23 protein-coding genes are annotated in these 24,773 nt (G+C 59.9%); 10 read left to right on the plus strand and 13 right to left on the minus strand.

The genetic code is table 11. From position 1 onward, the window contains the following. The first annotated feature begins 102 nt into the window (after positions 1-102). Positions 103-480, plus strand: coding sequence for a glutamine synthetase (locus F8N44_RS01975; RefSeq protein WP_150649094.1), 378 nt, complete (start codon positions 103-105; stop codon positions 478-480). Here the strand turns inward: F8N44_RS01975 and F8N44_RS01980 are convergent. Next, positions 477-1,679 (minus strand): N-acetylmuramoyl-L-alanine amidase, encoded by a 1,203-nt coding sequence (locus tag F8N44_RS01980; RefSeq protein ID WP_150649095.1) that lies wholly within the window; start codon positions 1,677-1,679, stop codon positions 477-479. The two genes, F8N44_RS01975 and F8N44_RS01980, sit on opposite strands and share 4 nt — an antisense overlap. An 84-nt stretch (positions 1,680-1,763) precedes the next feature. Here F8N44_RS01980 and folE2 point away from each other — a divergent pair, with 84 nt between their 5' ends. The 6 genes from folE2 to F8N44_RS02010 are packed head-to-tail and all read left to right on the plus strand — an operon-like array spanning position 1,764 to position 6,970. After that, entirely contained in the window at positions 1,764-2,660 is an 897-nt protein-coding gene (gene folE2, locus F8N44_RS01985; protein ID WP_150649096.1) for a GTP cyclohydrolase FolE2, read from the plus strand. Next, positions 2,657-3,325, plus strand: a complete 669-nt coding sequence (locus F8N44_RS01990) for a metal ABC transporter ATP-binding protein (protein ID WP_150649097.1) — start codon at positions 2,657-2,659, stop codon at positions 3,323-3,325. The genes folE2 and F8N44_RS01990 overlap by 4 nt, the downstream gene beginning before the upstream one ends. Then, entirely contained in the window at positions 3,325-4,191 is an 867-nt protein-coding gene (locus tag F8N44_RS01995) for a metal ABC transporter permease (RefSeq protein WP_150649098.1), read from the plus strand. Before F8N44_RS01990 ends, F8N44_RS01995 begins: the two co-directional genes overlap by 1 nt. An 11-nt stretch (positions 4,192-4,202) precedes the next feature. Continuing rightward, positions 4,203-5,078 (plus strand): metal ABC transporter substrate-binding protein, encoded by an 876-nt coding sequence (locus F8N44_RS02000; RefSeq protein ID WP_150649099.1) that lies wholly within the window; start codon positions 4,203-4,205, stop codon positions 5,076-5,078. Continuing rightward, on the plus strand, positions 5,075-5,635 hold the full coding sequence (locus F8N44_RS02005) for a carbonate dehydratase (RefSeq protein ID WP_150649100.1): 561 nt from the start codon (positions 5,075-5,077) through the stop codon (positions 5,633-5,635). The genes F8N44_RS02000 and F8N44_RS02005 overlap by 4 nt, the downstream gene beginning before the upstream one ends. A 3-nt stretch (positions 5,636-5,638) precedes the next feature. Further along, positions 5,639-6,970 (plus strand): dihydroorotase, encoded by a 1,332-nt coding sequence (locus F8N44_RS02010; RefSeq protein WP_150649101.1) that lies wholly within the window; start codon positions 5,639-5,641, stop codon positions 6,968-6,970. Positions 6,971-7,052: 82 nt separating this feature from the next. Here F8N44_RS02010 and F8N44_RS02015 read toward each other — a convergent pair whose 3' ends face one another. After that, a complete protein-coding gene (locus F8N44_RS02015) occupies positions 7,053-7,571 on the minus strand; it encodes a DUF3617 domain-containing protein (RefSeq protein WP_122596797.1) in 519 nt (172 codons plus the stop codon). Positions 7,572-7,702: 131 nt separating this feature from the next. On the opposite strand from F8N44_RS02015, the gene cls reads away from it, so the two are divergent. Beyond that, positions 7,703-9,142 carry a cardiolipin synthase gene (gene cls / locus F8N44_RS02020; protein ID WP_127930306.1) on the plus strand — a complete coding sequence of 480 codons (1,440 nt, stop codon included), beginning with the start codon at positions 7,703-7,705 and terminating at the stop codon, positions 9,140-9,142. 28 nt (positions 9,143-9,170) lie between these two features. Here cls and cfaB read toward each other — a convergent pair whose 3' ends face one another. From cfaB to hflK (F8N44_RS02060), 8 genes are all read right to left on the minus strand, one after another. Continuing rightward, a complete protein-coding gene (gene cfaB / locus F8N44_RS02025; RefSeq protein ID WP_150649102.1) occupies positions 9,171-10,358 on the minus strand; it encodes a C17 cyclopropane fatty acid synthase CfaB in 1,188 nt (395 codons plus the stop codon). 85 nt (positions 10,359-10,443) lie between these two features. Beyond that, positions 10,444-11,232 (minus strand): DNA-binding domain-containing protein, encoded by a 789-nt coding sequence (locus F8N44_RS02030; protein WP_150649103.1) that lies wholly within the window; start codon positions 11,230-11,232, stop codon positions 10,444-10,446. Beyond that, the gene (locus F8N44_RS02035) at positions 11,223-12,068 is read right to left on the minus strand and encodes a DUF692 domain-containing protein (protein ID WP_150649104.1); all 846 of its coding nucleotides are present in this window, start codon (positions 12,066-12,068) and stop codon (positions 11,223-11,225) included. The genes F8N44_RS02030 and F8N44_RS02035 overlap by 10 nt, the downstream gene beginning before the upstream one ends. 64 nt (positions 12,069-12,132) lie before the next feature. Continuing rightward, positions 12,133-12,345 carry a hypothetical protein gene (locus F8N44_RS02040; protein ID WP_150649105.1) on the minus strand — a complete coding sequence of 71 codons (213 nt, stop codon included), beginning with the start codon at positions 12,343-12,345 and terminating at the stop codon, positions 12,133-12,135. Between the two features lie 150 nt (positions 12,346-12,495). Beyond that, positions 12,496-14,403: a heavy metal translocating P-type ATPase gene (locus F8N44_RS02045; RefSeq protein ID WP_150649106.1), complete on the minus strand. Its 1,908-nt coding sequence runs from the start codon at positions 14,401-14,403 to the stop codon at positions 12,496-12,498. After that, positions 14,400-15,449, minus strand: a complete 1,050-nt coding sequence (gene hflK / locus F8N44_RS02050; RefSeq protein WP_150649107.1) for a protease modulator HflK — start codon at positions 15,447-15,449, stop codon at positions 14,400-14,402. Before hflK (F8N44_RS02050) ends, F8N44_RS02045 begins: the two co-directional genes overlap by 4 nt. Next, a complete protein-coding gene (gene hflC / locus F8N44_RS02055) occupies positions 15,446-16,486 on the minus strand; it encodes a protease modulator HflC (protein ID WP_150649108.1) in 1,041 nt (346 codons plus the stop codon). The genes hflK (F8N44_RS02050) and hflC overlap by 4 nt, the downstream gene beginning before the upstream one ends. Then, positions 16,483-18,444, minus strand: coding sequence for a protease modulator HflK (gene hflK, locus F8N44_RS02060; RefSeq protein ID WP_150649109.1), 1,962 nt, complete (start codon positions 18,442-18,444; stop codon positions 16,483-16,485). Before hflK (F8N44_RS02060) ends, hflC begins: the two co-directional genes overlap by 4 nt. A 211-nt stretch (positions 18,445-18,655) precedes the next feature. Between hflK (F8N44_RS02060) and lpdA the strand changes: the two genes are divergently transcribed. Next, the gene (gene lpdA, locus F8N44_RS02065) at positions 18,656-20,056 is read left to right on the plus strand and encodes a dihydrolipoyl dehydrogenase (protein ID WP_150649110.1); all 1,401 of its coding nucleotides are present in this window, start codon (positions 18,656-18,658) and stop codon (positions 20,054-20,056) included. A 132-nt stretch (positions 20,057-20,188) separates the two neighbouring features. Here the strand turns inward: lpdA and F8N44_RS02070 are convergent, their stop codons facing one another. Then, positions 20,189-20,662 carry an Lrp/AsnC family transcriptional regulator gene (locus tag F8N44_RS02070; RefSeq protein ID WP_007912013.1) on the minus strand — a complete coding sequence of 158 codons (474 nt, stop codon included), beginning with the start codon at positions 20,660-20,662 and terminating at the stop codon, positions 20,189-20,191. A 145-nt stretch (positions 20,663-20,807) separates the two neighbouring features. Here F8N44_RS02070 and F8N44_RS02075 point away from each other — a divergent pair, with 145 nt between their 5' ends. Continuing rightward, positions 20,808-21,437, plus strand: coding sequence for a LysE family translocator (locus F8N44_RS02075; RefSeq protein ID WP_150649111.1), 630 nt, complete (start codon positions 20,808-20,810; stop codon positions 21,435-21,437). Here F8N44_RS02075 and F8N44_RS02080 read toward each other — a convergent pair. Together F8N44_RS02080 and F8N44_RS02085 are read right to left on the minus strand one after the other, a co-directional pair. After that, the gene (locus tag F8N44_RS02080) at positions 21,434-23,572 is read right to left on the minus strand and encodes a hypothetical protein (RefSeq protein WP_150649112.1); all 2,139 of its coding nucleotides are present in this window, start codon (positions 23,570-23,572) and stop codon (positions 21,434-21,436) included. The genes F8N44_RS02075 and F8N44_RS02080 overlap by 4 nt on opposite strands. Then, complete coding sequence (locus tag F8N44_RS02085) at positions 23,559-24,743, minus strand: DUF3142 domain-containing protein (RefSeq protein ID WP_150649113.1); 1,185 nt, start codon at positions 24,741-24,743, stop codon at positions 23,559-23,561. The genes F8N44_RS02080 and F8N44_RS02085 overlap by 14 nt, the downstream gene beginning before the upstream one ends. Positions 24,744-24,773: the final 30 nt, after the last annotated feature.

Consider the following 24,773-nt stretch of genomic DNA (forward strand, 5'->3'; position numbering starts at 1 on the left):
GCTGTTTATGTTATAGTATAACACGATAAATAAACCAGCCCTGCCCTTGTCCTGAGCGACAAACAGCAGGAAGCTGAGCACATCCCACACCCGGAATTGCTAATGAAAACTGCGCTGAAATGCTCGTTATTGAGCCTTGGATTGCTGGTTGCGGGCAATACGTGGGCGCAGTTTCCGGCGCAGGCAAGCTGCACCCGCAGCGCCAACCTGCTTGCCTGCGTCGATACCGAGGGCAATGCGTATAGCGTCAACACTGTCGGCAGCACGCTTTATCTGCGCGGGTTTGAAAAGTCTGGGCAGCGTTATTGGGCACAAACCAATAGCCGCTTCGGCCAATTGACGTTCTTCACCGGGATTGCCTCTGACGGTGAGGCCTGGGTTGGTTACACCCGACGCGTCGGCTGGACGACTATCAATCGCTTCTCCAGCTCGGGCGGCAGCAGCGCGAAATTCACTTGCAGTCGAATTGTGGGCTGCTAGACCTGCGCCTTTAGCTGCTCCTGTCGCCAGGCAAGATAGCTGTCGATCGGTGGGTTTTTCTCAAAATAGCGCTGCAAACCCTCAAACAAACCCTCCGCGACAGCCTGTTGATGCCGCGCGGTTACCAGCCGCTGACTGTCGCGAGCGTTGGAAATGAAGCCGGTTTCGACAAGGATTGACGGCACATCCGGCGACTTCAACACGGCGAATCCGGCCTGTTCCACACGCTTCTGATGCAGAGTGGTGATGCCCGCCAGACTGCCCAGCACCGTGTTGCCCAGTTGCAGACTGGCGGCAATGGTCGCATTCATCGACATGTCGAGAATCACCCCGGCGAGCATTGGATCTTTGTCTTTGAGGTTGAGCAGACTGGTAGCGCCGAGCAGGTCAGCGCCGTTCTCACGCTGCGCCATAAAACGTGCCGTCGCCGACGTCGCACCACCTTCAGACAGGCAATACACCGATGCTCCAGAAGCTGTCAGCCTTGGCGCCGCATCGGCATGCACCGAGATAAACATGTCGGCCTTGTACTGACGGGCGATCTCTACGCGTTTACGCAAGGGCACAAAGAAGTCGTCATTGCGCACCAGTTTCACGTCGAATCCTTTCTCTTTTTTCAGGCGTTTGGCGAGTAGCTGAGCAATGGAAAGCACCACATCTTTTTCCCGCTCACCCTTCGCGCCGACCGCACCGGGATCCTTCCCACCGTGTCCTGGATCGATGGCTACGATGATGTCGCGCTTGGGGTGAGCGCTGATTCTGGGTGTTTCACGTGGAACCATTGGGATCTCTGGCGCTACTTTCGCACTGAATAAATCCAGAACCAGCCGATGACTCTGGCCATCCTGGGGCGCCAAAAGGAAGCTGTTCAGCAACATTGGATTGCTCAGATCGAGAACAATCCGCGTATCTCCATGACCAAAGGGCCCGGATCGAATCGAGCGGATCACCGTGCCATTCAGAGCCAACTGACTGAAGTCGCCGCTCAAATCTGCGCTAGACACATCGATTATCAGCCGTTCCGGAGCGCTGAGTGTGAAGGTTTTGTAGCGCACCGGACCACTTAAATCGAAGACCAATCGCAGCTTCTCCTCAGAACGCCAAAGCCGCGCGTTGCGAATTTGCGTGGCCGAAACACTGAAAGGAAGGGCGAAGGCCGCGCTGGCGAAAATCAGATTGAGCAAATGGCGTCTGTGCATGTGAAAGCCTGTTCATGAAAAAGGCGTCGTGATTTGTATTGTTATAATGTAACATTGAATTCAATCAACACGATGGTTCCGAACATGAATTCGCTGACACTTCCGGATATCGCCGCGCAATCCGCTCGCCAAGCCTTGCCCCTCGAATGGGTGGGCATGCACGGCATCGCGTTACCTGTTTTATTGGAAGGCCAACGCGTGAGCGCAAAGGCTGATGCGGGGGTGAGTCTGGATGACGGCGAAGCTCGCGGGATTCACATGTCGCGACTCTATCTGGCCCTGGAATCGCTCGAACAGAAGGGCCTTTCCCCCGCTCTGCTGCACCAGGTACTCAAACGTTTTCTGGATAGCCACGAAGGTTTATCCAACTGCGCCTACCTGAATATCCGCACCGATCTACTGCTGAAAAGACCCGCGCTAATCAGTCCACTGGCCGGATGGAAATCCTATCCCGCGACGATTTCAGCCAGTCTGAAAAACAAGTTGTTCCACGTGGAACTCAACATCGAAGTGCCCTACTCCTCGACTTGCCCGTGTTCAGCTGCCTTGGCCCGGCAATTAATTCAGCAACAATTCGTCGACGACTTCGCCAATAAAGCCCTTCAGCATGCAGACATTCTCGCTTGGCTTGGCTCGACTCAAGGCATCGTCGCCACGCCTCATAGCCAACGCAGCACTGCACAATTGCATATGCACCTCGACGAGTTCATCGACGAATTACCGCTTAGCGTGATCATCAATGACGCCGAAGCGGCCCTCGGCACCGCCGTACAAACCGCAGTAAAACGCGCGGACGAGCAAGCCTTCGCCTTGGCGAATGGACAGAATCTGATGTTCTGCGAAGACGCCGCGCGCCGATTGAATCTCGCACTTCGTCGCACACCCGGGGTTAACCAGTTCCACCTGCGAGTCATCCACGCCGAAAGCCTGCACGCCCACGACGCCGTCGCCGAAAGCCACTGGCAGCGTGAGCAAGCATGATCCGCTGCCAATCCCTGAGCTGGGGCGCACCCGGACAACCGCTGACCACGCCCCTGAATCTCGAGTTGGAAAGCGGCACTCTTACGGCCATCATCGGTGCCAACGGCTGCGGCAAAAGCAGCCTTCTGAAAGTCATCGCCGGCCTGCAAAAACCTTTGGCAGGCAAAATCAGCCTGAGTGTTCCACGTCAAAGCGGATTGTCATTCCTCCCCCAGCAACAACATCTCGACCGCCAGTTTCCCATCAACCTCGAAGAACTGATCGCCGCCGGTTTCTGGGGACGTCGACTCTCAACCCAACTGCGCGCACAACGCCTGAAAGATGCACTGGAAAACTGGCACCTGAGCGGACTCGAACACCGCCCGCTCATGGCCCTCTCCGGCGGCGAATTACAACGTGCCCTGCTCGCCCGCCTGAGTTTGACCGACGCTCCGGTTCTGCTCCTCGACGAACCCCATGCCGCCCTCGATGAACTCGGCCAACAATTGCTTTGGCAGCACATCCACACTTGGCATAACGAAGGTCGAACAATCGTCGTGGTCTGCCATGACCTCTGCGCGGTGCGCCAACACATCCCGCAAACCTTGCTGATCAAAAACCGCGAATGCGTGTACGGCGCCAGCGTCGAACTGATCCGGCAAACCCCTCACACGCAGGTGGCCTGATGGTCGCCGTCAGCCACTTGTGGCAACCGTTCAATGAGTTCGTGTTCATGCGCCGCGCCCTCCTTGGCGGACTGGTGTTGGCGTGCAGCACCGCACCACTCGGGGTGTTTTTGATCCTGCGACGGATGAGCCTGATCGGTGACGCCGTCGCCCACGGCATCCTTCCTGGCGCCGCATTAGGATTCTGGTTTGCCGGACTGAGTCTGCCTGCACTCACGCTAGGCGGCCTCGGCGCGGGTCTGAGCATGGCCGGACTCGCGGCGTGGATCACCCGCCGAACGGGTCTACGCGAAGACGCGAGCCTCGCCGCGATCTACCCAATATCCCTCGCCAGCGGTGTGCTGATTCTGGGAATCGCCGGCAAACGTCTCGACCTGCTTCACCTGCTGTTTGGCTCAGCACTGGCCGTCGACGGTCAGACCCTCACCGGCATGTTATGGGTTTCGGGATTCAGCCTGATCGGTATGGCGCTGATCTACAAACCGCTGCTGCTCGACACCCTCGACCCGCTGTTCCTGAGAACCGTCAGCCGCCTCGGCCCACTCGCCCACGGCGTATTCCTGACCCTGGTGGTGCTCAATCTGGTGATCGGCTTCCAGGCCATCGGCGCGCTGATGGTGGTCGGGTTGATGATGCTCCCCGCCGCTGCCTCACGGTTCTGGAGCCGTCGACTGCCGATCCTGATTGGCATCGCCGCCATCATCGGTTGCCTCTCGGTGTGGTTTGGCTTGTTGCTTTCCTTTTACTACTCGCTGCCAAGCGGCCCGGCCATCGTGCTGGTCGCAGGCGTCGGTTATCTGCTGTCGGTGGTGTTCGGACCGGTTCACGGTCTGCTGCGCCGCCCGCCTTTGCTTACATCCCAATGAGGTGTTTCCCGATGCGCGTTTTACTCGTGTTGTTCAGCCTGATGCTGTCGATGTCATTGTCGGCAGCGGAAAAATTACCGGTGGTGACCAGCTTCAGCATTCTCGCTGACATGGTCCATCAAGTCGGCGGCGAGCATATCCAGATCACCAACATGGTCGGCCCGGACGCCGACGCGCACACTTACGAGCCGACGCCGGACGATGCCAAAGCGTTGCTCGGCGCCAAACTGATCATCAAGAACGGGCTCGGTTTCGAGCCGTGGCTGGATCGACTGGTCACCAGCACCGAGACCAAAGCCACGGTCATCAGCGCCAGCCACGGCGTGATTCCGCGCTCTCTGGATGAGGACGGCGAAACCGTTCCCGACCCGCATGCGTGGCACAACCTGGCGAACGCCGAGTTGTACGTCGCTAACATCACCAAAGCGCTGATCGCTGCCGACCCGGCGAACAAGGCCGACTACGAGCGCAACAGCCAAGCCTATCTGAAGCAGATCTACGCCCTGCTCGCCGAAGCCAAAAGCAAACTCGGTTCGCTGCCGCCGGGCAATCGCAAGATCGTCACCAGCCACGATGCTTTCGGTTATCTCGGTCAGGCCTACGGCATCGACTTTATGGCGCCGCAAGGTTTGTCCACCGAGCGTGAACCCTCGGCCGCCGAAGTCGCTGCGCTGATCACCCAGATTCGTCAGGCCAAAGTCAAAGCGGTGTTCATGGAAAACATCAAAGATGCGCGTCTGCTCAAGCAGATCGCTGATGAAAGCGGCGCGCACATCGGCGGCACCTTGTACTCCGACGCCCTCGCCGCGAGTGGTCCGGCCAGCACCTTCACCGGCCTGTTCGAATACAACCTCAACACCCTTTACGACGCGTTGAGCCGACCATGATCCGCAAGAATCCTTCAGGCGATTTGCCGCAAATCGCCGAGTCGGCCTACGTCGATAAAACCGCGATCATCTGCGGCAAAGTGCTGATCGGCGAGAACGTGTTCGTCGGTCCCTACGCGGTGATCCGCGCCGACGAAGTGGACGCCTCAGGCGAGATGGAGCCGATCACCATCGGCGCCAATTCGAACATTCAGGACGGCGTGGTGATCCACTCAAAATCCGGTGCGGCGGTGACCGTCGGCGAATTCAGCTCGATCGCCCACCGCTCAATCCTGCATGGCCCGTGCGTGGTCGGCGACCGCGTGTTCATCGGTTTCAACAGCGTGCTGTTCAACTGTGTTGTAGGTAACGGTTGCGTGGTGCGGCACAACTCGGTGGTCGATGGTCGCGATTTGCCGGACGCCTTTTATGTGCCCTCTACTACTCGCATCGGCCCGAACACCGACCTTTCGTTATTCCCGCCAGTGAGTGTCAGCGCCTCGGAGTTTTCCGAAGATGTGGCGCGCACCAACGTCGATCTGGTGCGCGGCTACAAAGCCTTGCAGAACGAGTTCTGAACCATGAGCAGCGTGCTGATTCGCAACGCAAGACTGGTCAACGAAGGGCGTGAGTTCGACGCAGATCTGTTGGTCGGCAATGGACGCATCGTCAAGATTGCGCGCAGCATCGAAGGCGAAAACGCCAAGGTGGAAATAGACGCGAACGGTCAATGGTTGCTTCCCGGAATGATTGATGACCAGGTGCATTTTCGTGAACCCGGTGCGCCGACCAAGGGCAACCTTCACACCGAGTCGCGTGCGGCGGTTGCCGGTGGCATCACCAGCTTCATGGACATGCCCAACACCAACCCGGCCACTCTTACCCTCGAAGCGCTGGCGGATAAAAAGCGCCGGGCGTCGATCAACTCGGTGGCCAATTACGGCTTTCACTTTGGTGTGAGCCGGGACAACCTCGACACGATAGCCGCACTCAACCCCTGTGAAGTGGCCGGTGTGAAAGTGTTTATGGGCGCGTCCACCGGCAATATGCTGGTCGATGATCCGCAGATTCTCGAGCGACTGTTCGCCGAGGTGCCGACCATCCTGTTGGCCCACTGCGAACACACGCCAAGCATCGATGCCAACGCGGCCAATCTGCGTGAGTTGTTCGGCGATCGTATTCCGCCCGCCGCTCACCCGCTTATTCGCAATGCCGAGGCGTGTTATCGATCCTCATCACTGGCGGTGGAACTGGCCAAACGTCACGGCACGCGCCTGCATGTTTTGCACCTGACCACGGCGCGTGAACTGGCGTTGTTCGAGGACACACCATTGGCGCAGAAACGCATCAGCGCTGAAGTCTGTCTGCACCATTTGTTGTTCGATGATCGCGACTATCCAAAGCTCGGCAACCTGATCAAATGCAACCCGGCGATCAAAACCCAAGCGGATCGCGACGCACTGCGCGAAGCATTGAGCAGCGATCGGCTGGACGTTGTTGGCAGCGATCATGCGCCGCATACCTGGGAGGAAAAGCAGCGGCCTTACGCTGAGGCGCCTTCGGGGTTGCCACTGGTGCAGCATGCCTTGCCGGCATTGATGGAACTGGTCGCGGACACGGTTTTGCCAATCACTACGCTAGTGGCGAAGACCAGCCATCGCGTCGCGGATCTGTTTGCGATTCCGGATCGTGGATATTTGCGTGAGGGATATTGGGCGGATCTGGTGCTGGTTGAAGCGCAGACGCTGGAGGTCGATCGGCAGCCGATCTTGTCGCAGTGTGGATGGACGCCGTTTGCCGGGCGCAGCTTTCGGCATCGGGTGAGCACGACGATTGTGTCGGGCCAGATTGCTTGGCGGGATGGGCGGGTGAATGAGGCGTGTCGGGGGTTGGCGCTGAGGTTTATGCGCTGAGCTTGAGGACGCTTTCGCGAGCAAGCTCGCTCCCACAATTGGAACGCATTTCCCTGTGGCAGTGAGCTTGCTCGCGAAGCTTTTAGGCTCTTGGCTTCACAGCGCCGCAATCCTGACCCAACCAAACCGCGCGAGTCTCCAGGCTGCCCTTCTGGTTGATCCCGATCGCATTGAACGTGCCGTTGGCCACGGTGGTGAACTCACGATCACTGAGGAACGTTGCCACACCGGTGCCCTGCGCTTTCGGGCAACTGAAACGGAATTTCCATTGGTTGCCGCTGCGCTCGGTGATCTGCTGTTTGCAGCCCGATTGCGGGTCGGCCAATGGAATATCGTTGGTCGCCACCTGCTCTGGCGTCAGGCAGGCGCGGATGCCTTTGCCGCCAATATTGATCCCGTTCTTCTCCAGCGCCGCACGTTGTTGCGGGGTCATCTGCCCTTGCAGTTGACCGAGGATCGATTGCACATCCATCGGCTGATCATCGACCTTGACGTTGCTCGATGTCATTTCCCACAGCCCCGGCTGCAGCATCTGCGCCTGCGCAACCACCGGCAATGCCAAACCCAGGCCCAGCGCCAAACCCAGCAGACGAACGTTCATCGAAAAACTCCTGATCAGTAGTGGCCGTTAGACGTCGGCCGATTGCTTCGGTTCATGCACCAATTAAATAGCGACAATCGCGACAGAACATGGTCTGTTAAGCATTGAATCTTCCGGAGCAAGGCTGCCCCATGGATTATTTTGGACCGCACATTTTCGGTTATCTGATCGCCCTGATACACACCCTCGGCTTGATCGCCGCGATTCACGCGGTGCTCACCGTGCGCACAGCTCAAGGCTCGATCGCCTGGGCATTGTCGCTGATCTTCATTCCCTACCTCACGCTTATTCCGTATCTGGTGTTCGGCCGCAGCACCTTTGATGGTTACATCAAAGCGCGGCGCCAAGCCAACGAACAAATGCGTCAGGCCATCTCCGAACTGAACTGGCGCCCGTGGGTGGAAGAAGCCCTCACCGCGCGCGCGTCCAATGCCTACGCCTCGTTACGTGCAATGCCCAAACTGGGGCGCATGCCATGCCTGGCGAACAATGAAGTGCAATTGCTGGTGAACGGTACCGCGACGTTCGAGGCGATTTTCCACGCCATCGATCAAGCGAAAGAAGCCGTGCTGATCCAGTTTTTCATCATTCACGATGATCGACTCGGCCAACGTTTGAGTGATCTGCTGCTGAAGAAAGCTGCGGAAGGCGTAACGATTCATCTGCTTTACGACCGCATCGGCAGCCACGCCCTGCCCCACAGCTATGTGCAGACGCTGCGCGATGCGGGCGTCGAGGTAAAAGCCTTCGCCACGCGCAGCGGCTGGCTCAACCGCTTTCAGGTCAACTTCCGTAACCACCGCAAGATTGTCGTGGTCGATGGCGTGGTCGGCTTTGTCGGCGGGCATAACGTCGGCGATGAATACATGGGTGAAAAACCACCGCTGGCACCGTGGCGCGATACCCATGTGAAGGTACGCGGCCCGGTCGTCGCATGCATGCAGGAGTCCTTTGCCGAAGACTGGTTCTGGGCCGCCCGCACCCTGCCGCCGCTGATCCTGCCGGATGAATACCCGGAAGACGGCGTACTCTGCCAACTGCTCGCCAGCGGCCCGGCCGACGCGTACGAAACCTGCTCGCTGTTCTTCGTCGAAGCGATACATGCGGCGACGGAAAGAGTGTGGATCACCAGCCCGTATTTCATCCCCGATGAAGCCGTCTTCGCAGCGTTACGATTGGCAGTATTACGCGGTGTTGATGTACGTCTGCTGCTGCCCTCGCGCCCCGATCACCGCATCGTCTACGCCGCTTCCAGCCTTTATGCCTTTGAAGCGGTGCGCGCCGGTGTCCGAGTGTTCCGCTACCGTCCCGGGTTTCTGCATCAGAAAGTGGTGTTGATCGACAGCGAAATCAGCGCGATCGGCAGTGCCAATCTGGATAACCGCTCGTTCCGGTTGAATTTCGAAGTGATGTTGCTGACGGTCGACAGTGAGTTCTCCGCCGCCGTGGAACACATGCTCATCGATGACTTCGCGCTGGCCGACGAAGTCGCCAAAGAAGAAAGCCGGGAGCTCCACCGCCTGCAACAAGTCGGCATGCGGATCGCCCGGCTTATTTCACCGATCCTTTGAAACCCTCTCCCAAAAGAAGGGAATAGGCTCAGGGGTTGTAGATATCGTCACGGGTCCATGGCAGTTCATGGCTGCCATCCGGATGCGCTTTCACCGCGAGGATCTGGTGCAGATTGATCCAGCCACGGGCAAACGCGTAAGCACAGCCGGCCAGATATAGTCGCCAAATGCGCAACGCTTGATCCGGCACCAGTTTACCCGCCGCCTCAAGGTTGTCCTCCAGCCGCTCGCTCCAGTGATCCAGCGTGCGCGCGTAGTGCAGGCGCAAGCTTTCGACGTCGACAATTTCCAGGCCCGCCTCGCTGATCTCCGCCGAGATCATCGACAGGTGCGGCAACTCACCGTTGGGGAACACGTATTTTTCAATAAAATCCCCGGCACCGCGTCCCACCGGACGGCCATCGGTGTGCTTGGCGGTGATGCCGTGGTTCATCACCAGACCGCCCTCCTTGACCGCACCGAACAGGGTTTTGCAGTACTCGGCGAGATTGGCGTGGCCGACGTGTTCGAACATGCCGACACTGACCACTTTGTCGAAACGACCGTCCTGGGGCAGATCGCGATAGTCGAGCAATTGCAGTTCGATCTGCTCTTCCAGGCCTTCGGCCTTGACCCGCTCACGCGCCAGTTCCAGTTGTTCCTTGCTCAGCGTGATACCAAACACCTTGGCGCCGAATTCCCGCGCGGCGTAACGCGCGAGGCCGCCCCACCCGCAACCCACATCAAGCAAATAGTCACCTGGCTGCAAACGCAGCTTACGGCACAGGTGTCGGAATTTGGCTTGTTGCGCCTGCTCCAGGGTTTCGCTGCCCGTTTCGAAATACGCGCAGGAATACGCCATGTCGCTGTCCAGCCAGAGCTGGTAAAACGCGTTGGACAGGTCGTAGTGGTAGGAAATGGCTTTGGCGTCGGTTTCCTTGTCGTGCACCGAACGCACTGGCTGACTGTCGTCATCTTCACCGAGCAAAGCGTTGCTCAATTCGTCGCAGACCCGGATGACTTCGCTGATCGAACCCTCCAGTTCAAGCTTGCCTTCGACGAATGCCGCTCCCAGCGCATCCAGGCTTGGATGGGTGAACTGGCTGACCATCTGCGGGTCCTTGACCACGATGGTGACGCTGGGCGCCGGCCCCAGATTGAACTCATGGCCGTCCCAGAGTCGCAAGCGAAGTGGAAGCTGCAGATTCTGTAAGGCCGGTGGAAGTTGCGCGAGCATGGAAAATCCCCCTTGTTTCAGACCGTCAGATCTGAGGGTAGACCATCCCGGAAAAATAGCAGGCTATCGATTTGATTAGCCGTATCTATCGTTGCAGACGCTCCAGCAAACCGTCTTGAACCCACTGTTTCAACCAGGTAACGGCTTGAAGTGGCGCGCCCTCACCATAAATGACTGCTAATTCTGTGCACAGTTCGGAGAAATTCCAGCCGCCGTCGAGCAGGCCATTGAGGGCCGTGGCTTCGGCAGGATCAAGGCTGCGATAACGACAGATCAGTTCGCAGCGCCAGATCAGACAGGCCTGTGGGATTTCGAGCACCGTGCTGTCAGGGAAGTCGGATTCTTCCTTCACCGAACGCCATAGCGAAAGACTGTTGAAGCGGCATTCCAGCCACTGCAGCGAAGGCGTTGGCTTCACCCGCAGCTCAGGCCATTCCTCTGCGGCCAGCGTCGCCATTGATTGCAGCGTCAACGGCTGACCCGCCGGCGCATCGAACGCCAGTGTAAACGCCCATTCAAGCGAGGCCAGTTCGGCCAGTGGCGCGCTTTGTTCTGGCACCAGATGCTCACGGATAAAGCCTTCGAAGCCTTTGCCCAGCCAGCGCAAGCTGTAATGCCCTGACGGGTAATGGCGGATATAAGAACTGGCGAGCCGATCGAACTCGTCGTCCCCCATCCAGTGCAAGATCGCCCCGAAGTCATTGCGCAAGACTTCCAGCAGACGCGCCTTGTAAGCGTTGTGATAGATCGCCAGTCCCGTGCCGACATCCAGTGTCGGGCCACCAATCAGACCTTTGCTCAAGACCGGATTCGCCGTAGCGTCGTCGTCGAGCAGAAACGACTCGAACGCCAGTTGCCATTCTTTCAGGCGCATTGCTGCCTCCCGGCCAGGACCTTGTCACCCAGCTCACGTGCCTTGTGCAATTCACCGAGCAATTCTTCGAAAGGCGGAAAATGGTCGTCGCGCTCCAGCAATGTGGCCACCGGGCCGAAGTGTGCAAGAGTGCGTTGATAGAGCGCCCAGACCGGATCGCTCACCGGATGGTCGTGGGTGTCGATCACGTAATCACCGTAGTCGCTGTGCCCCGCCAAATGCAGTTGGCGGACTTTGTCGACGGGCAGGCTGCGAATGAACGCCCACGGATCAAAACCGTGGTTGCGTGAGCTGACATAGACATTGTTCACATCCAGCAGCAATTCGCAGCCAGTTATCCGGCTCAGCACCGCGAGAAACTCCCACTCACTGAAATCATCCGAAGCACCGCGGACGTAACTGGAGATGTTCTCGAGCACCAGCGGACGCTGCAGAATGTCCTGCACCTGCCTTACCCGGCCGGCAATGTAATCCAGACTTTCTTCGGTATAAGGCAGCGGCAGCAGATCATGCAACTGATGGGCATTGCCGCGGCTCCAGCACAGATGATCGGAGATCCATGCAGGACGAACCCGATCGGCCAGTTGCTTGAGTTGTTTGAGATAGTCCGGATCGAGGGCATGCGGTCCGCCGATGGACAGGGATACACCGTGCATCACCAGCGGATAGCGCTCGGCAATGGCGTCGAGGTAATACAGGGCTTTGCCGCCCTGCACCATGAAATTTTCCGAGACCACTTCGAACCAGTCGACATCCGGCGACTGCTCGAGGATCTGCTGGTAGTAAGCGCTACGCAGTCCCAGGCCGTAACCCAGGAAAGGCAAAGAAGCTGACATAAGCGGACTCCTGATAAAAGTGGCCGCAGTGGCGCAAACCACTGCGGCGACACTAACCGGTCAGTTATTCGCCGACCTTGCCACCGGCTTTTTCGCAAGCCGCCTGAGTCATCGCCTTGAAGCCCTGACCTTTGCACGACCCCAGGCCTTTGCATGCGTGGTCTTTGGTTTTGCAGTCGTTCTGGCCCTTGCAGCCATTCACGCCATAACAGTGAACGTTGGCATCAGCAGCCATCGCGTTAGTGGCAACACCGGCAAACAGGGTCGCGGCGGCCAAAGCGAGAGCGGCACCAGCAGCAGCGGTCTAGATAGTCATTTTTCTTATCCTCGGTAATCGTCAGGGGTGTCGGCTGGAAGGTTTGTTCAGTCCCGACATAGCACTAGAGAGAGCGCCCCCGAGGGCGTTACAGAAGATCAAAAATAATTTTCAAGGCTCTTCCTTGAGCTTCAATAACGGCTCCTGAAAGCGCAGCAACCGCCCGGCATTACCCAGTACCAGCAGCGTGCTGAGGTTGTGCAGCAGCGCGGCAATCATCGCCCCGGCAGCGCCGAGCCAGCCGAATGCGGCGAACACAACGATGGCGAGCGTCCAGCCCAGACCAATGATCACGTTGACCTGCAACGTCCGGCGACACTGGCGGCTGAGGCGCACGCAGGTGCCCAGTCGGCGCAGGTCGCTGCCGATCAAAACGATGTCTGCCGAGGCGAGCGCAATGTCTGCACCTCCCGCGCCCATCGCCACACCGACCACGCCCGCCTTGAGCGCGAGCGAATCATTGATGCCGTCACCGACCACCATCGGCCGGAAACCGTTGTCGATTTCCTTGAGCACGCGATTGAGTTTGTCTTCGGGCAACGCCTGGGCTTCGACCTCATGCAACCCGACATCCTTGGCCAGCGACTGAGCCACACTCTGGCGATCACCAGTGAGCAACAGCTGTCGACCCAGACCCAGCTCACGCAATTCACTGAGGGCAAAGCGGGCCTCCGGTTTGACGCTGTCAGCCAGCAGCAGCCAGGCAAGGAACTCACCGTTGAGTGCCAGCCCGGCGATGGGGCCGTCATGATCGGGAATAGTTGTCGTAATAATGCCGAGTTGCGCGAACAACTCCGGGCGGCCAAGCGCCGCTTCGCCCTGCCCGGTCATAGCCACGACCCCGAGTCCCTGGCGCTCGTGGATATCACTCAACGGTAAGCATTGGTCTTGAGTGACCAGCCCTGCGAGCGCACGACTGACCGGGTGGCTGCTCGCCGCCCCAAGACTGGCGGCGAGCGCCATGATCGCGGACGACTCTGCGCGCGGGTTATCGATCGACTGCAAGCGCAAGGTGCCGTAAGTCAGCGTCCCCGTCTTGTCGACCACCAGCGAAGTGAGATCCGCCAGCTCTTCAAGAAACGCCGAGCTGCGAATCAGAATGCCGTGGCGTGCCGCCACTGCCACACCGGCAATTGCTGTCGCCGGGGCAGACAACACCAACGCGCAGGGACACGCCGCTACCAACACGGCGAGCATTGCCTGCGCATCATTGGTGATGAACCAGGTCACCGCGGCCAGCAGCAATACCAGCACCATGTAGCTGCCAGCGTAGCGTTCGAGCAAACGCGTGATCGGCGGTTTCGAGCGCTCGGCGTTCTGCATCAGCGCGATGACCTTGCCGAGGGTCGACTCATCGCCGGTTCGCGTCACTTCGATGCGCAACAGGCCGTCGAGATTGATCGCACCACCAAATACGCTCATTCCGACGCCCGCCTCGACCGGCACTGATTCCCCGGTAATCGAAGCGGTGTCGAGGCTGGCCTGGCCAGACAAGATTCGCCCATCTGCCGGCACCCGATCGCCGGCTCGCACCTCAACGGTGTCGCCTGCCCTCAACGTGCCGTTGTCCACTTCGATGATCGAGCCATCCGTCAGTACCTTACGCGCATGGCTGCGGGTCAGTTGACCGAGGGCATGAATCGCTTCCTGCGAACCGATGACGCTGCGTTCCTCCAGCACATGGCCGAAGATCATGATGATCGGCAGCAACGCCGCCGTCAGCAGATCACCGGTTGCCCACGCGCCGAGCATGGCCAGAGCAATCAGTTGATCAGTGATGCCATGCAGACTCGGATAACGCAGGCTGTACCACGCCGAACGCATGACCGGCACGGCGACCAATAAGGAAGCGAAACCCAACAGCAACTGGCTGACACCGGTTTGCTCCGGCACCAGCCAGCGCCAGATCAAGCCCAGCCCCAGCAAACCCAGTGCAAGCATGGCCAAGGTCAGTTGTCGGGCAGCACGGCGTTGTTCGGCCGAGGACAACAGGCTTGGTGCGGCAGTGGTCGCGGTCATTTACTGGCTCCCTGAATGATCAGGCGGGAATCGTCTTTCGGGTTGACCGTGGTTACCGATCCGGCCTGACCGAGAATCTTCGGCAGGCGCTCGCGATAAAGGCGCAGGAGCATTTGCGGATCGGTGCTGCTGGCCAAGCTCGATACCGTGGCGGTGTCAGCCGAGGCTTTGGCCAGGCGCTCACCGGCCTGCGCGTGAGCAACTTGCAGCGTGCGGTCGGCTTGTTCGTTGGCGGTCTGCGTGAGTTTCTCGGCGTCGGTGCGTGCGTTGGCCACGGCTTTGTCGGCTTGCTGACTGGCGGTCAACACCGCATTGAAAGCACTGACCGCCGGATCGGGCAGACTCGATTGCACATCGACCCGCGCCACCTCGATACCGATGCCCTGCCCGCTCGCCTTCAACTCGGCCAAGCGTTTGTTGATGCCTTGCACCAGATCACCGCGCAGCCTTTCCCGACGTTCGGCAGCCTGATTGTCGGCGCCGATCAACTCTGGGCGAGCGACCAGTATGGTGTCCAGATCCCGCGCGGCAGTCAGTGCCACAGCACTGCGGGTGACCAATCGATCCAACGCCGGCAGCACATGATCAGCCTGCAAGACGAAATCATAAGGGTCGGTGACCTTGTAGAACACCCGCACATCCAGTTGCACCACGCCAGCATCACCGGTCAATAAATAACCAGACCCGGCCTGGGCATCGCTGATGGGTGCAGCGAAAGATGCGACCCGATCGGCCTTGAGCGCCTCATCACTGCGCAGCAGATTCTCGACGCGACGTTCAATAACCCGATCGGCTGCCGGCAACAGAATCACCTGTTCGAAAGGCTGTGGCCAAGCCAACAACAGACCGGCGTTGTGGATGCGATCCAGCGCGCCGAAGTGTAGAACCACCGCACGGTTCTGCGGATCGATTTGCCGCACATTGGAAAACGCCCAAGCCAACGCGGCCAGTACCGTCACCGCATACAAAGCAAAGAATGCCAAACGTCCAGCCTGAATCCACGGACTGTTCAGCGCATGTGTTCCACGTGGAACTTGTTCATTCATGGCTGCAATCCGGATTTGCTGTCGAGTGTCGGCGGGCCGTCGACCAGCACGCGGAATGGCGCAGCATCGGTGCGAAGAATCAGTTTGGTGTCCGGCGTGACGATGGTGCCAAGGGTGTCCAGCGAACGAAGCAAGTTATACAGCTGCGGTGAACTGGCGTACGCACGGCCATAGATCTGTGCGGCTTCGACGCGAGATTGTGCTTCGATTTCTGCCGCTTTCACCGTGGCGTCAGCTTGCACAATTCGCGCATCGCGCTCGGCAGCGGAACGAATTTGCGCGGCTTCGCGCTTGCCGATCGCCGTACGCTCGGTGGCAATTGTTTCACGCTCGGCGCGCATGCGATCGACCGTGGCAGTGAGCGTCACCGACGGCAAGGTCAAACGTTCAATGCCGACCTGCACGACATGTACGCCATAGGTCGCGAGCAATTGCTGATCGATCTGCTGACGCAACTGCGCTTCGAAGTCGGCGATGCGCACCTGACTGGCATCGGTGTTGACCAGATTCGCCAGATCGAAACTGCTGGCGGTAGTTTCCAGTGCCGAGCCGACAAAGGTACGAATCTGCCGCGCAGCCTCATCCGGCTGGTTCTGCACTGCGCGCATGAATCGCTGCACGTTGTCCGGATCGCCCTGCACCTGCCACGCCACATAAGCCTGGACGATGATGCGCAGACCGTCGCGGGTGCCGACATCCTGCAAGCCGCTGGACGTCGTCCGTAGCCGCAGATCCACCGGGATCGCCGCTTCGAACGGCGCCGGCCAGCGCCAGCTCAAACCCGGATCGAGCAACACCCGCGATGGATTACCGAAACGGGTGATGACCGTGGCTTCACCGGAGCGTACTTGCACCAGGCTCGCCGCGGCGATGGCGAACGCCACCAGCAACACGGCCCAGCCCATGCGCCGCCACGGAAACGGCCCCGCCTCTTCCGGCGCACCGTGGTGATGGTGATGATGCCCATGATGATGTCCGCCGTGGCCGTGATCGTGGCCGCTGTGATCATGCGGTTGGTGCGTGTGCGACTGGCTCAATGGGTGACTCCTGGTTGAGCGGTGGTGCGCGCGGGCGTCGGGTCAGCCGGCAACGTGAAGGTACGCAGGTCGATGGTCGGCGCGTTGCTGCTGCCACCGAGGCGATGATCGAGTACCAGCAATTTGGCTTTGCTCAGGCCCTGACTGAGCTGGCCGAGGTATTGCTCGAGCACGAAGGCCTGACCGGCACTGGCGTAGGCTTTTTGCTCGGCAGTGAATTTCAGATCCGCCGCTTGCGCCGTGGCACTGGTTTCCCGCGCATTGGCGCTGGCCTGATCGCGAGCAAGGCTGGCCTGCAACTGCGCCTGATTGCTCGCTTCAGCCGCTGCACCACGTTCGCGGGAGATCAACGCTTGCGCGCCGATCTGTGCGGCTTGCACGCTGTGATAGGCATTGGCGGCACCGGCCGGCGGGTGAATGGCTTCGACGACCGTGGCGAGAATCTCCACGCCACTGTTGAGTTGTTGCAAATCGCTTTGCACCGCACGACCGATCTCTTCGCCCAGCCCTACCCGATCTTCACCGAGCAAACCGTCTAACGTGCGCGAGGCAAAATCGTGCACCAGAATCCGGCTGGCGGTGCTGCGGATCAGTGTCGGCACGTCGGCGCTGTTGTAGGTCGCCGCCACTGCTGCCTGATCAGTCAGGCCAATGCGATAGACGAAGCGCACGTCCATGTTGACGATCTGAAAGCTCTGCTGATCGCCACGGCTGCTGGCAATAACTTGCGATTTGTCATTAACGTGACTGGCGTCCCACAAACGATTGGCTGTGAACGGCGCCGGACCTTCAACGGGATCGGCTTGCAGCGGCACCGGGTTCTCGCCGACGCTGGTTGCCAGTTCGTGCACCACGCCGTTTTCAACGATCAACACGCGCCCCAGCGGCCACGGCAAACCTGTGTGCAATCCCGGGCCGAACACCTGCACCGGTTTGCCGAAACGCTCATAAATGCCTCGGCCTTGCAGGGGGATTTCATGGATGCCGGTGAGCAACCAACCCACGGCAGCAACCAACGCCAGCACCGGCAGAAACGCCCGGCGCATGTAACTGAACGCCCAGATCTGCCGCAGATCGATGCCAAAACGGTTGTGCAATTCATGCTGCAACGCGAGCAATGGCTGTGGCGGCCAGCGCAGCATGTCGGCGACGAAACTGCGCGCCATTAGCGTCGGTTCGAGCTGTTCTCGGCGCGGACTGAAAATCGAAAGAACAGCGCGCAATAACAGCTCAATCGCGACCAATCCCGGCAATATCCCCAGCAGAACGGCGACGCGAACCGGCCAAATGGCGTTCTCGCCAGCAAACAGTAAGCACAGCGCCCCGAGCACCAGCGTGATGATTGCCACACGCGTCAGTTGTGCCAGTGCGCCCGCTTCCGGCCACTGCGCAGGGTTTTCCTGTGCGAGTTGTCGCTCCAGCACCAGCAAGCCGAACGCCAGTAACAACGCCAGCGCCGCGCCCACGGTGGCGGATAAACCGACGGTTGCGGCGGGCAAAGCGAGGTTCCACACCTGGTCGATGCTTAACACCACCAGCAGCGCCAGACCGCCCAACCACAGGGTTGCCGCACCGATCTGGCCGAGCAGATGCAAACTGCGCTGGCTCAGGCGCTCCAATAATCGCTCGTACCAGCCTTGCGGCGCGGATTCTTCGTCCACGGCTACCGCTGTCACCGCGACAGGATAGATCGCCTTTGCGCGCCATTGCGCAACCCACCAAGCCGATTGCATCCCGGCAACCAACACCAGCAACGCCGCACTCTGATTGATCAGCAACGGCAACCATAACGACTGCGGAGCAAACAGCCCGACAAAAAACGCCAGTATCCACCCCTCCCCGGCCAATCCGCCGAGGCCGATCGCCCAACGTCGCAAGTGCCGGCTCTGCACGGCCGCCTGCTGAAAGCGCGGTAGTCCGGTCACTTGCGTGCCATCCACCTCCAGATCGACTTGCATATCACCCCAAATTCAATGGTCCGCTGTTCATATCGTTACGATATAACGAAAAGCGTGAAATATTCGTACACAATTACCCTTATTCAAAGATGCCCAACCTGTCGCTTGCCTGAAGCCTTGACCGAAAAGGCTCGGAACGCACATATTACGTTCGTAATTTTTATCCGGAACTACTTTTAGCGATCCGCATCCATCAATCAGGAGCAAGCGCATGAGCAACTATGACGTAGTGATTCTGGGCGGCGGCCCCGGTGGTTATAACGCGGCGATCCGCGCCGGCCAACTGGGCCTCAAGGCCGCTTGCGTGGAAGGTCGCGCGACCCTCGGCGGCACCTGTCTGAACGTCGGTTGCATGCCCTCCAAAGCCCTGTTGCATGCCTCGGAGCTGTATGACGCGGCGATGGGTGCGGAATTCGCCAACCTTGGCATCGAGGTCAAACCGACGCTGAACCTCGCGCAAATGATGAAACAGAAAGACGAAAGCGTGGCTGGCCTGACCAAAGGCATCGAATTTCTGTTTCGCAAAAACAAGGTCGACTGGATCAAAGGCTGGGGCCACATCGACGGTCCCGGCAAGGTCACGGTGACTGGCGATCAGGGCAAAAAAATCGAACTGACCGCCAAGGACATCATCATCGCCACCGGTTCCGAGCCCACTCCCCTGCCAGGCGTCGAAATCGATAACAAACGCATCCTCGACTCGACGGGCGCGCTGTCGCTGAGTGAAGTGCCCAAGCATCTGGTGGTGATCGGTGCCGGCGTCATTGGTCTGGAATTGGGCTCGGTGTGGCGACGGCTGGGTGCGCAGGTCACCGTGGTCGAATACCTCGATCGCATTTGCCCCGGCGTCGATGGCGAGGCCGGCAAAACCCTGCAACGCTCGCTGGGCAAACAGGGCCTCGCCTTCAAGTTGAGCTCGAAAGTCACCAGCGCCACGTCGTCCGCCACCGGTGTACAGCTTAGCGTCGAGCCTGCGGCGGGTGGCAGCGCTGAACTGCTCGAAGCCGATTACGTGCTGGTGGCGATCGGTCGTCGTCCGTACACCCAAGGCCTGGGTCTGGAAAACGTCGGCCTGAGCACCGACAAGCGCGGCATGCTTGCCAACAAACAGCATCGCACCGAAGCCGCTGGCATTTGGGTGATCGGCGACGTGACCTCAGGCCCGATGCTGGCGCACAAGGCTGAAGACGAGGCGATGGCCTGCGTCGAGCAGATCCACGGCAAGGCCGGCGAAGTCAATTACGACCTGATCCCCAACGTGATCTACACCCGACCGGAGCTGGCCAGCGTCGGCAAGACCGAAGAGCAACTGAAGGCTGAAGGGCGCGCCTACAAGGTCGGCAAGTTTCCGTTCACCGCCAATAGCCGGGCGAAAATCAACCATGAGACCGAGGGTTTTGCCAAAGTCCTCGCTGATGAGCGCACCGATGAAGTCCTTGGCGTGCACTTGGTCGGCCCGAGTGTGAGTGAAATGATTGGCGAGTTTTGTGTGGCGATGGAGTTCAGTGCTTCGGCTGAGGACATAGCCCTGACTTGCCATCCGCACCCGACCCGTTCCGAGGCGTTGCGCCAGGCGGCGATGAATGTCGAGGGGATGGCGACGCAGATGTAGGAGTCTGAAATCTATGGTGGCTGAAATACCGTTTTCGCGAGCAGGCTCGCTCCCACCGTTGACCGTGTTCCTTCTGAAGGACTGCGGTCGAATGTGGGAGCGAGCCTGCTCGCGAATGGGGGCGGTCCGGTCTCAAGCCGGAAGATGCCCCAGCGGCAACGCCCCCGGCGTCTTCACCGTATGAATCGCAAAGTTGCTGCGAATGTCGCTCACACCCGGCAACTTCAACAGACAACCACTGAGAAAGCGGTCATATGCACGCAAATCCGGCACCACCACTTGCAGCAAAAAGTCCGATTCCCCCGACACCAGAAACGCAGAAATCACTTCCGGCAACGCCGTCACCGCGCGGTAAAACGCCTCGGCCTGTTCATCGTTGTGGCGCTCGACCTTGACCCCGACAAACACCGTCAGCCCCAATCCGACTTCATCGCGATCGAGATTGGCCTGATAACCGCGAATCACCCCGGCCTCCTCCAGCATCCGCACCCGCCGCAGACACGGTGAGGCCGACAGGCCGATTTCATCCGCCAGCTCGACATTGCTCAGGCGCCCGTTACGTTGCAGGGCCGCGAGAATCTTGCGATCGAAGGCGTCGAGTTTCATGTTTGGCAGATCCCGATAGTCACGCGATGGAAAACCAGCAGATTATGCCAATCAAGAAGGTTTTTGAAGCTGACTTCGCAAGCACCTGCCCTGCCCCTCAGCCCTAGACTGTCGGTCACCGAATCGACAACGAAGGGGGTGCAACGTGGCGAATCTCTGGCTGTTTTTCCTGGCATTGGCGGTGGTTTATCTATTGCCCGGGCCGGACATGATCCTGCTCCTGCAAACCGGCGCACGGCAGGGTCGCGGGGCGGCACTGGCCACGGCCATCGGTCTGGGGATTGCCCGTGGCTGTCACGTGGCATTGGCCGCGCTGGGGCTGGCGGCACTGTTCAAAGCGGCGCCGTGGACGTTCGACGTGGTGCGCCTGGCCGGCGCAGCGTATCTGTTGTGGATCGGCATTCAATGCCTGCGCAGCACACTGCTGCCGAACCTGACGACTGGCGAGGTGACCAACACCCACGGGCAATGGCGCGAAGCAATCCGTCGCGGTTTGCTGACCAATCTGCTCAACCCGAAAGCATTGCTGTTCTGCTCAGTGCTGTTACCGCAGTTCATCATCACTGACGGTGCTCCGGTGCTGAGCCAGTTCGCCGTCCTCGGCATGTTGCTGGTGGGCATCGGTCTATTGTTCGACAGCGCCTACGCCCTCACCGGCGCCGCGCTGGGCCGTTGGCTGCAACACAGTCCAACGGCCCAACGCGTACAACAATGGCTGTTCGGCAGCCTGTTGATCGGTTTCGCCGTGCGCCTGACTTTTGTCCAGCAGGCTTAGCCTTTGCGTGCCTTGCGCTGACGACGGCTGATCAACAGCAACGCCACAGCGCTGACCAGCACAACCGCGCCGATCTGCACCGGCCACTTATACGGTCGCAGTGATGAACGCACGGCATCGGTCACCTGAGTGACGTAACGCTTGTCGGCGTTTTCGAAATCCGGGTACGGGCACTGATTGCCGAAATCCACCGCCCATGGGACGAACGGGCCTTCCTTGATATAACGCTGATACAGCGCGCTCTGATCTTCCAGGCTGCTGTTCCAGCCAGCGGCGTTGCACAGCACAGCGGCAAACGCCTGACTGGTGTGCGGCAGGTTGTCAGCAGCACGCCCGGCCAGCTCGGTGGCGACAAAACGGTAGTGATAGCGCTGATCCGGTTTCGCTTCGCTAGCCGCCTGACGCTGCACTTCGGCTTCGCTGACCAGCGGGCCGACTTTCAGCTCAACGCTTTCCAGGCTGTAGTTGCCACCGAACGTGGCGTAGTCCGGTGCCATCTCGTAACCGAGAATATCCATGCCCCATTCACGCGCCGTCCACGCGGCGTTGTACAAGGCACTGGCGCGTTTGGTCGGCCACCACGCGGCATCGGCCTTCAGTCGTTGCTCGCCGTAGAGTCGGGCCTTGTTTTGCAGATCGGGATTATCAAAGTATGCGACCGCGTCTGCGTAATGCCCTTCACGCAGCAAGCGCCGACCGAGCAGATTACGCAGGCTGGCGGCAACCGGCAGCGGCACGTAGTTGTCGCGCTCTTGCTGGGTCAACGCCGGCGGTGCCGGGACGTTGTCGTCGACATATTTTTTCAGCTCTTCGAGCGTCAGCACGCGTTCGGCCACGGTCGCAGCGTCGAACCAATAGGTGCTGTTGCTGCGGTACAACTGCACGAACGCTTGCAGATACTCGCCGCGCTGCAAGGCGAGAATCGCGCTTTCGCCCTCGACCCGGCACTTCGGCTGCAGGCTCTCGTAAGCCCAGTCCGGCGTGCGGCGATAACCCCAGTCTTCTTTCTGCGGGAAAGCCTGTGCGGCTTTCGAATAGGCTGCGGCGGCGGCATTTTTATCACCGTCACGCACCGCCAGTTTCGCCCGCAGCCACCACGCCAGCCCGCCGTCACCGGCGTTCTCGAGGAAAGCCTTGGCGCCGGCGTAATCGCCTTGTTGATAACTCATCGCCGCCAGACGATCGGCGTTTTCCAGACTGCCACGGGTGCTGTTTTGCAGCAGCTTGACCAGTTTCTTCTCGTTCGGCGGCTCATCGCCAAACGACCAGCCTTGGCGGCTGACCAGCGATGCCGTGACCAATTGCTGCACGGCTTTGTGTTGCAGCAGCTCGGCCAGTTCGGCCTCGGGCAACTCCGCCAGTTCATTCATCAATTGCTTGAGCGAGGTGTAACCCACGGCGGAACCGTGCAGGTTCTGCGCTTCATACAATTCGATGGCGCCGTTCCAGTCGCCGGCGGCGCGCACAACACGCGCCTCTTCGCCAAGACTGGCGACACCCAGTTCCAGCGGATCGCTGAAACCGTCGATGCTCAGTTGCCGGGCCTGCCGGAACGCATCACGCGATCGTTCCAGCGCCACGACTGAATCCCCGGCCTCACTGCTCATGGCGAACAATGTACGCCCGAGAGAATACGCCGCCCACGTACTGCGCAACGGACGCTGCTCCGCCGGCAACACCAGCAGCTTGTTGAAATACTCGACGGCGAGTTGATGCTCGCCGGTGGCAAACGCCACCGCACCGGCCACGTACAAACGGATTTCCGCCGGCAGGCTGGCGCCCTGCACCTCGACCTGACGCGCATCGGTCAGGCCGCGCAGTTGTTTGATCAACGCGTGCTGCTCAACGCTCAGTCCGGCCTGTTCAGCCTTTTCCCGAGCCTCGGCCGCCGCATTTTCCTCGCCGTACATATCGTTGGGATTGTGCGTCGCCGCGGTGACGTTCTTCAGCCCGGCGATGGATTTGCCGAGGCGGCTGAGTTCGAAATTGAAGTTGCCCTCAGGCAGATCCGCCAGGGTCTGTCCGCGATTGTCGAGCAGGCGCATTGGAAAGTCTGGCCCGCAAGCCAGCGCCGAACCCAGCGGCAGGCTGAGGCTCAGGCAGAGCAGATGGCGGGGCCAGTTACGGGTCAACATGCGAACCTCCTTGATCAATATTTGCGCAACGCGCCCAACCGATGACGCGTTGTCCACCCGCCGGCAAGCGACCGTCGCGCAGGCGGGTGAAGGTAAGCAGATCCGGGCTCTGTTGCAACGAGTAACCGGCGAGCGCATCGGCACCTTCACAGCTTTGCGCCTTCAGCGTGATTTGCGCCGGCCAGGCACTGTCGAGATTGCCCGGGTTGTCGAGTTTGATGTCGTAGAGACCGTTGTGTTCGCTGAACGTCACGCCGAGCCGACTGACGAGTTGATCGCCACGGCCGACCGCGCGCAGGGTGGTCAGGCTCCAGGCGCGGCGATCATTGGCCAGCGGCAATCGGAACCAGATCAACCCGGCCAGATGCGCCGGCGGGCTCTCGCGCAAGGCCTTGCCGAGTTGGCTCAGCTGCTGCGGATCGGCGAGCAGCTCGCGGCGCTCACCGCCCCGCTCTATTTGCACTTCGCTCTCCACCACCGGCGCCCCGCCGTCATCCGGCAACAGCGCGACACCGTAAGCCGGCAGCGCGAGATAAAAAGGTTTGTCGGTAATCCGCGCCCAAGCCTTGGCCCACTTCAACGCCTGATCAGAATCGAACAACCCCCGACGCGGATCGCTGACGGCGTGGACTTGCAGCACGCTGCTGTCGACGGTTTGCAGGAGTGTTGGCAATTCTGCGCTGTCGAGCCAGGCTGGCAGTGCGGTGATACTCAGCGCTAGTGAACTCGGCAATGTCGCACGCAGATGCTGGAGGAATTGCGCGTACGCCGGCAGACGCGCATTACCCGCGTCGTGATCGATCTCGACACCGCTCGGCGTCAGACCTTGCGCCTGCCAATCGGCAAGCACCTGCAGAATCTGCGCGGTGACCTGATCCTGATCCAGCGACTTGAGCTGGCCGTCGAGACGAATCACCGCGATCAACGGGCGGCCATCGGCTTTCAATAACGGCGCATCGATTCGTGCGCGACTACATCCGGCATTGGGAAAGGCTTGCAGGGCGAGGACGCGCAGGGTCGAGAAGTCATCGTGGCTGTCACGCAACGCCGTCTCATGGGCCGGCGTCCATTGGCGTTGCCAGATGTAGAGTTGTTGGTCGAGGGCTGGCGCATCGCGCTGCTCGCAACCCGACAGCAACACGCCCAAAAACACACCGACAATAAACCGCATACCTTCCAACCCCAGACAACACAAGGCTGC

Origin of the sequence: Pseudomonas fluorescens (genome assembly GCF_902497745.1) — a bacterium.
Taxonomy (GTDB): domain Bacteria; phylum Pseudomonadota; class Gammaproteobacteria; order Pseudomonadales; family Pseudomonadaceae; genus Aquipseudomonas; species Aquipseudomonas fluorescens_BM.